Source organism: Pseudomarimonas arenosa, from assembly GCF_014841215.1.
Classification (GTDB): Bacteria; Pseudomonadota; Gammaproteobacteria; order Xanthomonadales; family Xanthomonadaceae; genus Pseudomarimonas; species Pseudomarimonas arenosa.
Genome location: NZ_JACYTR010000088.1, coordinates 1 through 11245, shown reverse-complemented (window position 1 = coordinate 11245; position 11245 = coordinate 1). Strand labels below are relative to the sequence as shown.

Genomic DNA, 11245 nt, shown 5'->3' with positions numbered 1-11245 from the left:
GTCGGGAGGTAGCAGTAACGCTTGCGCGTGGTCTACGACGATGAATTTGCTCATGGCAACTTTGTACCATGAGTGCTGATCAAGTCCGACAGGCTGCTAACCCGGATATTTCATGAGGTCGCGCCGAAAGATCCGGCGATTCCAAGCGGGGCGAGAGTTTCGACCGATGGTGTTGAGATAACAGAGTGGTCGCGTTGGCCTACAACGTAAAGCGGCTACACCGACTGCAGCAGGCGCTCTGATCCGCCGAGGCAGCCCACCACGTCTGCCGAGCGGGCTCAAAACGTCTTGACTCGCAGCACGTTCAGCGATTCGGCGAAGGGCCGACCGATTGCCGAATCGAAGAACCACCTGACGCCATCGATCGTTGGGTAAGATCGACCGAAATCGCGTTTCGCGGGACGAAGTCCGACAGGCTGCTAAGGCAGAACCAGGGTGTGATAACGCCCCGCTTCCAGCGCTTCCCAGGCTTGTTCGCCCGCGCCGGGCATTCGAACACGTACGTTGACTTTCCGCGCATCAGGCCCAAGGCCCACCAGCACACGCGGATCATTGGCCGCCAGATAGCTGCCATCGGTGGCGACCCGGCGCCATAGCCAGCGCCCCTCGGCTACTTCAACGGCGACTTGCGCTCCCAATGCGTCGCGCCCCTCTGCGGTGAGCACGCGCAGCCCTAGCCATTGGTTGTCCGTCACCGTGCGGTTCATCAGCAGCCTGGCGGGACCGCTGTTATTGCTCAGCAACAGGTCGCTGCGTCCGTCGTTGTCGACATCTCCGAGCGCCAGAGCTCGGCTCACTTCCAGCCGGTCGAATTCGATTCCAGCCTGCGCACTTTGATCGACGAACCGCCCACTCCCGTTGTTTATGAACAGCTGGTTGACCTGCCTCAGCGGCAACGGATCTTTGGCCAGCGCCTGCTCCTCGATTACCCGGACTTCACCATTGGCCACCACCGCATCGAGGGTGCCATTGTTCTCCACGTCGATGAGTACGGTGCCGAACCCGGTGAACGGTCGGCTCGGTGCAGCCATCCCCGAGCCCAGTGACACGTCGCGAAACGAGCCATTGCCATCGTTCAAGTAAAGCGTATTGGTGTCGCCCATCAGATGGGTCATGAACAGGTCATCGTCGCCGTCGGCATCGAGATCGCCCGCAACGATGCCCATTGACGCTTGCGCACGGCCCTCCATGGAAACGGCAGTGCCGCTCAGCAGGGCAGTCTCTTCGAAGCGCGGTACGCCGTCGACACTGCCCAGATTTCTCCAAAGCAGGTTCCGGCGCAGGTCATTCGCCACATAGATATCGATCAATCCGTCGCGGTCCAGGTCCGCACTCACTACACCAAGTCCGCTGGACGGTTCGGCGGCAATCCCTGAAATCACGCTGATGTCCTGGAAGGTACCGTTCCCGCGATTAAGGAAGAGGCGGTCAGGCTCGCCCTCATAGCTGTTCGGGCCACAGTAGTCCTGCCGTCCCGACGCAGAGCGACAAATGCGGTGGCGTTCCAGGGTGAAGTCGACATAGTTGGCAACGTAAAGATCAAGCCAGCCGTCACCATTGAGATCAACGAAGCTGGCGCTGGTCGACCACTTCGGCTCATTGACACCCGCGGACGCGGTGACATTCTCAAACGCAATCTTTCCGTCGGAACTGACGTTGCGCCAGAGTTGGTTGTCACCGAAATTGGCCAGATAGAAATCAATGCGGCCGTCGTTATCAAAATCGCCGGTCGCGACCCCCATGCCGTAGCCGAGCGCCTCCAGCCCGGATTGGTCGGTGACGTCGACAAAGGCCAGTCGCCGCTCGCCGTCAGCATGCGTCTGCAGGTCATTGCGGAATACCCGCGTGCCAGGTTGCACGGGCGCCTCAAACAGGGGCGAGTACTCCTCAGACTGTGTCTCGGTCACCAACGCAGCGCCCTGCACCAGAATGACGTCCAGGTCGCCGTCACCATCCAGATCCGCCAGACCAGCGCCGGCGCCCACCGGCTCTACAAAGTAAGTCTGGCCGGCCATGCCATTCCAATGGGTAAAGCGCAGACCGCTGGCCTCTGCCTCATCAACGAACTTAACTCCAGCTTCCACGGTCGGTGGCGCGCCTTGATCTAGGGCTCCGGCATCGACAGTTTCCGACGGCGGCGCGCTCGGCGAACAGGATGTCAGCAGCAGCGACAGGCCCAGCCAACACGTACGGGCACAGCTATGCATTGCGTTCTCTCAGCGGGATGATGGGAAAGGCAGATCAGCGACGACGGCAGCCGGCAGTTCGAGATCGATGGGACGCTCGGCCTTGTCCCAGGCAGATGTCGGTCGCTTTTGCTCCTGGTACAGAACCAGTCGACGTCGGGCAATCCGCAGCGGGGCGTTCAAGCCAGCCTTGGCGAGGGCGTCGACGGCAGCACGCTGCCAGGCCATCGCAGAGTCAAAGTCGGATTGGCCGGCGTGCAGCATCGCCGCCGTTTCGGCCAGGAAAACGCTGTGCACAGCGCCTCGGTCGACGACTTGCCACGCAGCCTGGAGCGGCGACGGCTCGTCGGCCGCCTGCAGCGCCACAGAGCGCACCCAAAGCAGGCGCAGTCGACGCTGATCGCCGACCCATCCAGCCAAGTCCTGCTCCAGCTGCGTTCGTGCTGAATCATGCTGTTCAAGCGCCAGCAGCGCCGCTGAATGCCAGAACATCACATCCGGACCGGCAGCATCAAGCTGGCGCAGCGCAGTGTAGGCCTGTACCGCACCGGTGAGATCCCCGCGTGAATGAAGCAGACGAGATAACTCGGTAAACGCGGCGCTTTCCGCGGGATGCTCGATAGTTAGCCGCTGCAGCACCGATTCCGCCTCTTTCAGTCGCCCGGCTTCGGCCAGCAGTCGCCCGTGCTCCAATCGAGCCTTGATGTGAATTCCGCTCCCGGTTGGCGCCAATTGCAGCGCACGCTCGATTTGATCAAGCGCATCCTTGTGTCGGCCGAGTCGTGCCAAGGCCAGCGCATAGTTGATGCGTTCCTCCGGCCCCTCGGGGTCACGCACCACTGCTGCTCCGAACAATGCAGCAGCCTCACCGGTTCGGCCCTGGTTGGCGGCACTTACCGCTTTCCGGGTCAATTGGCGCGAGCCCTGATCAGCCGAAACGAGGGCCTTGGACCAGGGGTCTTTGCGCGCCAAGCTGACCTGATGCACATTGCTCGCAGGAATCGCGCTCAGAAGCGCTGCGGCCTTTTCGCTCTCGCCGAGCATGCGCCACGCGCTCGCCAGCGCGTAGATCACCTCGGTGGCTTGCGGCTGCTCAGCATGCAGCGCTTCAAGCCAGGCCAATGCCTGATGCACATCATTGTGCTGCAACGCCACCTGGCCCAAACCGAAGCGAGCAGCGGCGTCGTGCTGATCAATGCTGAGCACCTGCCGATACAGCGATTCGGCTCCGGCCAGATCGCCTTCCATCACGCTCAGATCAGCCAATCGGGTCAGCACGTGGGCCGCTTTGGGTGCCCGCTCCAGGGCGCGTTCAAAGTGCCCACGAGCCGTGGCCGCAGCCCCCGAGTCCAGCGCAATCAGGCCCAAGTAGTAATGCCAGCGCGGATTGTCGGGGTCCAGCAACACTGCGTTCTCATAACATTTGGTTGCACTGTGATGATAGCGATAGGCATGAAACCACAGCCCCAGCTCACCCCAGTTGCGCCGCTCAGCCGGGGCAATTGGGGATTCCAGGTCGCCATCCCGGAACCAGAGTTCCGAGAACTGCTGTTGCACGCTGCGATCAAGCCCTGCCAGATCCGGTGGTGCTTCAACCGTCGCCAGAGGCGATGCAGCAGACTCATCCGCGCAGCCGGTCAGCGCTGCCAAACAGCCGGCACTCACCGCGCCGACCAGCAACACCAGGGCTAAGGAGCGGCGCGATTGTCTTGAGCGACGGTTCAATGAGCGCTTGCAATTGGACGAAGGAAGGGTAGTACCGCTGCGACCACAGCGGCCAGCGAACGGCCCTGGAGAATCGCATTCTGGCCGACCAGGCGCAACAGCTGTCGGCAGCTTCCTGCTCTCGAAATCAGCGGCTTTCGGTTCGATCTTGCTGCCACCTTAGAATGGCCGTGACTCGAACGTCGGCATCGCCTCCCGCCAGGTCCTTTCGCGCCAAGCCCGCAGCCGGTGTTGATTCGGCAACATGAAGCTAGAAGATCCTGCTCAAACTCAAGTCCCTCGCGCCTGGTACCGTTCGACAGGCTCACGACGAACCTGCCCGTACACGAGAGCGCCTCACAGCGACTGCGTCGCCGCGCGCGTGCAGCCCATCCGTGGGCTGCGTTACTGAACCGGCCAATCACAACATCAATTGGCCGGTTCAATAGGACGATGTCCTACACGTTTGCGCAATGTTGTCTGACTGCTCAGCAGCCCACGTTTCGGCATGCTGCGCACTGCACTGCGCTGTCGATGGGTCACAGCTCGAAGTCGAGCGCGTCGGCTCAAGACAGCACCCGCCAGCTTCGCAGAGGACGCCATGATTCGCTACTACGTCATCCGCTCAGGAGAGCAGTTCGAAGTCCGGCGCGAAGGACGCTTGAAGCGCATTCATCCGATCGAGGCGCGCGCCGTTCACACCGCAAAGTTCATGGCCAGCGTGGAGGCCGCCAAGCTCGGCGCCAATACCCAGGTGATTCTCGAGTCTCGCCCGGGCTGCTTTGACCTGTTGCAATGCTTCGCGCCGGGCGCTGACCTGGTTTCTCCGATCAGCGGATGACGGATCGCGCCTCGTGGCGACCAGCACCTCATCGCGCAGACTCAGTTCCGCGACCTGGTGTGTGCGAAAGCGAACATCCGGCATCGATTGCTGCCCGGATAGCGAAACATCAAAACGGCCGTTGTGTGACTTATTTACTTTCTTGGTTTCGAGAAACTCGACTTTTTTTCGTAGTGCACAGGCAGAACAATCGGCCCCGCTTCAGCAGCCAGACAGGACCGCTCAAGCCTGCCACGTCAAGCAGTTAGCTGATCGCCAAAGCGAATCAGAGGCGCTCTTTAGATACTACTTCCCGGCGCGTTCGCGGCAGCTAGGCTGAAAATGGCGATCAGGGTGATTCACCGCAAAACGCCTGCGGCAGGGCATACTTCTGCTCTGCCCGGCAACGCGAAGTGCGACACCTATGATGATGACCTCGGGAAGAGGCTTCGACAAAAGTCAAATCACCAACGAACTCTCTGCTGATTGGCTCGCCGGCCTGGGGACCACCGGGGAAGTCCAGCACTACCCGGCCGGTCGGGTTTTCGTCCGCGAAGGGGAGCCCGAGCACGCGATTTATATCCTGCTGAGTGGTCGAGTCCGGGTGTTCAGCCGCGACGAGACCGGTCGAGAAGTGGTGTTCAACGTACTGGAGCGCGGCGACTATTTTGGCGAGATGTGCCTGGACGGCGAATCCCGCTCGGCCTCGGTGGCTGCGCTGGAGCCCACCACCTGCGTCGTTATTGATGAAACGCGAATTCGGCGGTTTCTGTCCGACAACCCCGAGTTTGCCTTCAACCTGATCCTGAAACTGATCCAGCGGGTTCGCCATGCCACCGCCCAGGTAAAGAGCCTGGCACTAACCGATGTGTATTCGCGCGTGGTGACCTTGTTGCAACAGCGTGCTGAATGGCTGGACGGGCGCCACGTGATCAGCGAGCAGATGACGCAGCGTGAGATCGCCGCCCGCGTCGGGGCCACGCGCGAAATGGTGAACCGAATCCTGGTCCAGCTGCGCAAGGGCGGCTATATCGCCAAGGATGGCGGCCGCCGCATCGTCATTCTGAAACCGCTGCCGAAGAGCTGGTAGTCGCTGTCTGAACGCAACGGCGCCAGTCTCGACTGAAAGCGTGCTTGCCAACTATTGACCCGGCAACTTGATCTCTGAACACCCTGCTCAAACTTCAAGTCCCCAACTACAGTACACGCCCACACTCGCGGGCGCTGCACGGCGCCTGAGGCGCCGAGCGCGAATAGCCCATCCGACTCGATCTACTTCGTAGTTAGGGACCGCCCTTCGACTAGCTAGTTCAGTGCGCGCGGGTTGGACATTGACTCCAACTCAGCGCTTTGCCGGGAGTCGAGCACTCACGTGCTCGACCCTGCTCGCTTCGCCGATGGCTCAGCGACGCCTCCGATCAGGCTGACTTGCGCTTGGCTGACTTACGGGCCCTTCCCTTGGCCGACGCCTTGCGGCCGCCTTTGGCAGCGCCCGCCTTCGACTTTTCCTTGCCTTCAGCCGCACCGCCTACGCGAAAGGATTCCAGATCGGCACCCGCGGCGATGGCTTCGCGCAGCCACACCGGCTGAGCACCGCGACCGGCCCAAGTGAGACTCGGATCGTCTGGATGACGGAACTTCGGCGCCAACTTTCGCCCTTTGGGCGGCCCCTTGCTGGACTTGGCCGCAGCGGCCGCGGCGCCCTTAACTTTTGACTTGGCCGAAGAAACGCCGGCTTCCCATTCCTTGGATACCTTGTTCACCGCGTCGCTGAACTGACCTTTTACCTGGCCGTAGACTTCGCGAATCGAAAGCTGCGTTCGCTCCAGCACTTGATCAAACAATGCCCGAACTTCGGCGATACGCTGCTGTGAGATCTGTTCGATGCGCTTCTCTGTCTGCTGAACGAGTTCGGTAATACTCATGTCAGCGACGCTTTTTCCCTTCGATGCAGACTTGCGTGGCATTGCTTCCTCCTGGTGGGGCAGACTTACACTTTAACCTGAAGCTTTGATCATTTGGCGTGAATTCGCGAAAACTGTGCAACTAGATTCACCCGGAGCAACCGACCGTTATGCGAATCGAGTCGACTTTGTGCCGGAAAACATGCTCACGGAGCAACCATTATGTCGATCGCAATGAAGCGTCTGGGACTGCTTGGCGGCATGAGCTGGGAATCCACACTCAGCTATTACCGCTTGCTCAATCAAGGTGTCGGGCGACGACTGGGCGGCCTGCATAGTGCGGATCTGCTGCTGCACAGTGTTGATTTTGCGCTGATTGAAGCCCTGCAAACATCCGGGGATTGGTGCCGCGCCGGCGCGCTATTGGCGGACTCTGCCCGGATTCTGCAATCTGCAGGTGCATCGGCACTGCTGCTCTGTACCAACACCATGCACAAGGTTTCCGATGCCATTGAGTCAGCCGTATCGATTCCACTCTTGCATATCGCGGACGCTACCGGCCAAGCAGTTCACCGAGTCGGACACCGCAAGGTTGGACTGCTAGGGACACGTTTCACCATGGAAGAGGATTTCTATCGGCAACGCCTGGTTGACGGCTTTGGTTTGCAGGTCATTACGCCCGACGCAAACGGGCGCGCTGAGGTCGATCGAGTGATCTATCAGGAGCTTTGTCGGGGAAGGATTGAACCCGAATCACGCCTGAGCTTTTGCCGACTGATCAAACAAATGGGTGATGCCGGGGCCGAGGCGGTCATCCTCGGCTGCACCGAAATTGGACTGCTTGTCGGCACCGAGGACTCAATACTCCCGCTGTTTGATACCACTTCGCTGCATGTCGATGCGGCTCTTGATTGGGCATTGTCAGGTGCGTGAAGCCCATAGGGAAGGTCTGAACCAGTTCCGACTAGCCGAGCTGTTCGCGTAGTCGTTTGCGATAGCGTCGACTCACGGCCACGCGCACGTCGCTGATCAAGCGAGCTTCGCCATCGCCGGTATCGAATGGCACGATTTCCCGTACGCGGTCGAGATTCACCATGGCTGATCGATGCACGCGCGCAAAACCCCGCCCTGCCAATCGCTGTTCGATGGCAGTCATGGTTTCGCGCAAGGGGTAAGCGCGCAATCCGACATGCAGATTGACGTAGTTGCCCGAGGCCTCGATCCAGTCGATATCCTCCACCCGCACCAGGAACTCGCGCCCCAGCTTCTTGACCAGAAACCGATCGGTGACGGCTACCGGCTCCGCTTCTTCGCGCCCTTCCGAGAGAAACTCCGCTTCGCCCTGCAATCGACGCAAGGTAAAGCGGTACAGGTAGATGATCGCCAGCAGGCCAAAGTAGGTGCGAAAGTCCTTCAGAAACTCATAGCCGAACTGCTGCCACCAGTTCTGCCATTGATACGTTTCGCCCACGACGAGATAGACCGCTTGCCTGATCAGATACATCGCTCCCACATGCGCCAATGAGAACGGCAGGGTGGCCACAAGATGAGCGACAACATGCCTTCGCCAACTGTCACGCTCCAGAGAAAAGCGCGCATCAAAGACCAGCAGCAGGGGCAGCAGCAGCAGAATCGTCGCCGTGCTGCTGGCCTCCCAGGTCAACACCTCCCACCACTCGGTGCCCTGCCCGATTCGCTGCACCTCGGTCCAGGCAACCTGCGTATTGGCCATCAGATTGACCGTTGCGTAGAGCACCCAAAGTGCCACTTCGTAATAGCGGCGATAGTGCAGATAGTGCTGCAGACTCATCTTTCGATTTCGCTCCAAGTACAAGCAGGCGGCTGAGACTTGTTTCAGCAGCCTGATATCGTGCGCCAAGGACGGCGCGCTCGGAAAGCAAGCACGCACGTGATTGATTTCCGGCAAACCGTTCGACAGCTCACGGCAGGTGTGGCGCGGCATTGCCGCGACCGGCTTGCCGTGAGCCGGTCGAACGGCGGTCCCTGAGCTTGTCGAAGGGTTGCGCTGACAACCTCAAGGATGTCTCAGCAACCTGTCAGGGCCGAAGGATCCGGGAACTCCACCATTCATCCCAGCCATCCACCACTCGTCACAACACGTCTGCAATCAATCACTTGTGACTAGCCGCCCCGGCGTGCGGCGCCCAGCATAGCGCCCTGAGTCCCGTCATGTGAGCAGTTCATGAGCCCCGTCCATCCCCCGATTGCCGACCAAGGTCGTCGCTATGATGTCGATGCCTTGCGTGTCCTCGCTTTCGCCCTGCTGATTCTCTACCACGTCGGCATGTTCTACGTGGCCGACTGGGGCTGGCACGTCAAGTCCGCTCACCTGTCGGAAACCCTGCAGGGCCCGATGCTGGTGTTGAACCAGTGGCGGATGCCGCTGATCTTCATGGTCTCGGGCCTGGCGCTGAGCTTCGTGATCGAGCGCTATCAAGCCGGGGCATTGGCAGCCAAGCGGACTTCACGCCTGTTGATTCCTTTGCTGTTTGGCATGCTGGTGATCGTGCCACCGCAGGCCTACTTCCAGGCCTTGGCAAATAGCGCCACCGAGCCGGGCTACGTCGATTTTCTGTTGCGCTATTTCAGCTTTCAGCCCTGGCCGGAAGATGCCTTTTCCGGATCGGAGATCGGCATTACCTGGAACCACCTGTGGTATCTGCCCTACCTCTGGCTCTACACCCTGCTGCTGATCCCGCTGTCGCGCTTGCTCCGATCAGACTCACCGACGGTGGCCAGACTGCGAGCTCTGCGTGGCTGGAAACTGGTGGTATTGCCGACCCTGCCCTTGCTGGTCTACGGGTTGACTCTGTTCCCAGTATTCGGCGGCATCAAGCACGATCTGCTGACCGACGGCTACGCCCATGCCATGTTCTTTACCTTCTTCCTGTACGGCTATTTGATTGGTCGCGACCCAGGGCTGTGGCAGGCGCTGTCAAGCATGCGCTGGTGGAGCTTGGGGCTGGCGATCTTGGCGTTCGTGGTGCTGCGCGTGGTCAACGAGTGGCTGCCAGAGGATCGTGATCTGCTGCAGCAAGTCATTGGTGGCTGGGCGGTGTACCTGAATCGCTGGCTCTGGCTGATGGCCGTGCTGGGCTGGGCCCATCGCCTTCTTAACCGACCGTTTAGCTGGCTTCCGTATGCCACCGAGGCGGTCTACCCCTGGTACATCCTGCACCAGACCTTGATCGTAGTCGCTGGCGTGTATCTGTCGCGGCTTGGCCTTGGGCCGGTGTGGGAACCGATCGCGGTGATCCTTGCCACCATGGCTGGATGCGCCCTGCTGCATGAGTTGCTGATTCGGCGGATCAGTTGGCTAAGGCCGTTGTTTGGCCTGGCACCCAAGCGGCGAGCTCAGGCGGGCCCGGTCGAAAGTGCGGAACCTGCCAGGCTTGCCGGTTGAGGGCGATGTTTGGGGTCGCGATGGTGCGCCTAGGGCGCACCATCAAGGCGCAAATTATTGCTCTGACGGCGTTTCCTGCTCGTCGAGAAACCAGACCTCGACCGTGCCCTTGGCTTTCAGGGTCATCGGCTGACCGCGGCGATCCAGCGACTTGCCGACCGGCATCCGCACCCAGCCTTCGCTGATGCAGTATTCCTCGATGTTGTGCCGTTCGGTGCCATTGAAACGCACGCCGATGCCACGCGCCAGCAGGGCTTGGTCATAGAACTTGCTGCGCGGGTCGGTGGACAGACGATCAGGGGGCGTGTTGCTCATTGCGGACTTCCGGTTCAACAAAGCGCGCATTGTCCGGTGCTACCCGCCCCTTGGCAACGTGAAAAACCGAGCCGACCCCGGCAGCAGGGTACTACCGAGGCCGACTCAGCCTGATCAGTTCGTAGCTACGACTTGATCAGAACTGCAGGCTCCACTTGTCGAGGTAGCCGGTATCGCCATTGGCGTTATCGTTCACCCGCAGCTTCCAGGTGCCGTTCGCCAGTTCGCTTGAGGCATTGACGGTGAAGGTGCCGATCACGTTGTCGGCGCTGCCGCCGCTGCGATTGTGCAAGACATAGACACTGCCATCCGGGGCGATCAGATCCACCTTCAGATCACCCTTGTAGGTGTGATAGATCGTGACATTGACCTTCAGTGTGCTGGGTGCATTGCCGGAACGGCCCGACACGGTGAGCGGCGACTCGATGGTGCTGTTGTCGTTGATCGTGTAGTCGGAGGTGTTCTCGAACAAGGACGGTGTGCCACCGCCACCCGCGCTGTAGCTACCGGTAAGTGAGACACCGGAGAAGGTGGTGTAGGCGCGCAGCATCACGTAGTAGGTGCCGGTTTGCGGCGTGGCGAAGCTGCAGGTTTCAGCATTGCCCGACTTGTACGGCCGGCAGTCGTAACTCGATGTGGTGGGTGCAGAGCCAAACTTGACATACATGTCGGCATCGCCGCTGCCGCCCGACATGGCGAAGTTCAGATTGGTCGCGCCGGCCGGCACCGCCATGGTGTAGTTCAGCGCATTGCCGCTGGCAGCGGTGAGGCTCGGTCGGCTGCTACGCAGCAACGGCTACTTCGTAGCCTGCGCCTTCGCTACGCTCGGTCGGCTGCTACGCAGCAACGGCTACTTCGTAGCCTGCGCCTTCGCTACGCTCGGTCGGCTGCT

The 11245-nt window shown here is 60.6% G+C and carries 9 protein-coding genes and 2 pseudogenes; 4 read left to right on the top strand and 7 right to left on the bottom strand.

All coding sequences use genetic code 11. The features are described from left to right. Positions 1–419: 419 nt before the first annotated feature. Positions 420–2207 carry a CRTAC1 family protein gene (locus IFO71_RS20620; RefSeq protein ID WP_192031577.1) on the bottom strand — a complete coding sequence of 596 codons (1788 nt, stop codon included), beginning with the start codon at positions 2205–2207 and terminating at the stop codon, positions 420–422. Positions 2208–2216: 9 nt separating this feature from the next. After that, a complete protein-coding gene (locus IFO71_RS20615; protein ID WP_192031576.1) occupies positions 2217–3911 on the bottom strand; it encodes a tetratricopeptide repeat protein in 1695 nt (564 codons plus the stop codon). Between the two features lie 580 nt (positions 3912–4491). Between IFO71_RS20615 and IFO71_RS20610 the strand changes: the two genes are divergently transcribed. Next, positions 4492–4731 (top strand): hypothetical protein, encoded by a 240-nt coding sequence (locus IFO71_RS20610; protein WP_192031575.1) that lies wholly within the window; start codon positions 4492–4494, stop codon positions 4729–4731. Between the two features lie 403 nt (positions 4732–5134). Continuing rightward, a complete protein-coding gene (locus IFO71_RS20605; RefSeq protein WP_192031574.1) occupies positions 5135–5800 on the top strand; it encodes a Crp/Fnr family transcriptional regulator in 666 nt (221 codons plus the stop codon). A 328-nt stretch (positions 5801–6128) separates the two neighbouring features. Here IFO71_RS20605 and IFO71_RS20600 read toward each other — a convergent pair whose 3' ends face one another. Continuing rightward, positions 6129–6677: an H-NS histone family protein gene (locus IFO71_RS20600; protein ID WP_192031573.1), complete on the bottom strand. Its 549-nt coding sequence runs from the start codon at positions 6675–6677 to the stop codon at positions 6129–6131. 159 nt (positions 6678–6836) lie between these two features. On the opposite strand from IFO71_RS20600, the gene IFO71_RS20595 reads away from it, so the two are divergent. Beyond that, positions 6837–7547: an aspartate/glutamate racemase family protein gene (locus tag IFO71_RS20595; protein ID WP_225444832.1), complete on the top strand. Its 711-nt coding sequence runs from the start codon at positions 6837–6839 to the stop codon at positions 7545–7547. A 31-nt stretch (positions 7548–7578) separates the two neighbouring features. Here the strand turns inward: IFO71_RS20595 and IFO71_RS20590 are convergent, their stop codons facing one another. Next, complete coding sequence (locus IFO71_RS20590; RefSeq protein ID WP_192031572.1) at positions 7579–8424, bottom strand: LytR/AlgR family response regulator transcription factor; 846 nt, start codon at positions 8422–8424, stop codon at positions 7579–7581. A gap of 393 nt (positions 8425–8817) precedes the next feature. Here IFO71_RS20590 and IFO71_RS20585 point away from each other — a divergent pair, with 393 nt between their 5' ends. Further along, positions 8818–10038, top strand: coding sequence for an acyltransferase family protein (locus IFO71_RS20585; RefSeq protein ID WP_192031571.1), 1221 nt, complete (start codon positions 8818–8820; stop codon positions 10036–10038). Positions 10039–10092: 54 nt separating this feature from the next. Here the strand turns inward: IFO71_RS20585 and IFO71_RS20580 are convergent, their stop codons facing one another. The 3 genes and pseudogenes from IFO71_RS20580 to IFO71_RS22715 all read right to left on the bottom strand — a co-directional run. Then, positions 10093–10353, bottom strand: coding sequence for a DUF3297 family protein (locus IFO71_RS20580; RefSeq protein ID WP_192031570.1), 261 nt, complete (start codon positions 10351–10353; stop codon positions 10093–10095). Between the two features lie 136 nt (positions 10354–10489). Further along, a pseudogene (locus tag IFO71_RS22720) lies at positions 10490–10720 on the bottom strand (proprotein convertase P-domain-containing protein); the annotation flags it as partial. A gap of 132 nt (positions 10721–10852) precedes the next feature. Further along, positions 10853–11122: pseudogene (locus IFO71_RS22715) on the bottom strand (PPC domain-containing protein); the annotation flags it as partial. Positions 11123–11245 lie beyond the last annotated feature (123 nt).

Excerpts from the sequence above, each read along its gene's own strand:
- IFO71_RS20620 (WP_192031577.1), bottom strand. The coding sequence starts at position 2,207 with ATGCATAGCTGTGCCCGTACGTGTTGGCTGGGCCTGTCGCTGCTGCTG.
- IFO71_RS20610 (WP_192031575.1), top strand. The coding sequence starts at position 4,492 with ATGATTCGCTACTACGTCATCCGCTCAGGAGAGCAGTTCGAAGTCCGG.
- IFO71_RS20605 (WP_192031574.1), top strand. The coding sequence starts at position 5,135 with ATGATGATGACCTCGGGAAGAGGCTTCGACAAAAGTCAAATCACCAAC.
- IFO71_RS20600 (WP_192031573.1), bottom strand. The coding sequence starts at position 6,677 with ATGCCACGCAAGTCTGCATCGAAGGGAAAAAGCGTCGCTGACATGAGT.
- IFO71_RS20595 (WP_225444832.1), top strand. The coding sequence starts at position 6,837 with ATGTCGATCGCAATGAAGCGTCTGGGACTGCTTGGCGGCATGAGCTGG.
- IFO71_RS20590 (WP_192031572.1), bottom strand. The coding sequence starts at position 8,424 with ATGAGTCTGCAGCACTATCTGCACTATCGCCGCTATTACGAAGTGGCA.
- IFO71_RS20585 (WP_192031571.1), top strand. The coding sequence starts at position 8,818 with ATGAGCCCCGTCCATCCCCCGATTGCCGACCAAGGTCGTCGCTATGAT.
- IFO71_RS20580 (WP_192031570.1), bottom strand. The coding sequence starts at position 10,353 with ATGAGCAACACGCCCCCTGATCGTCTGTCCACCGACCCGCGCAGCAAG.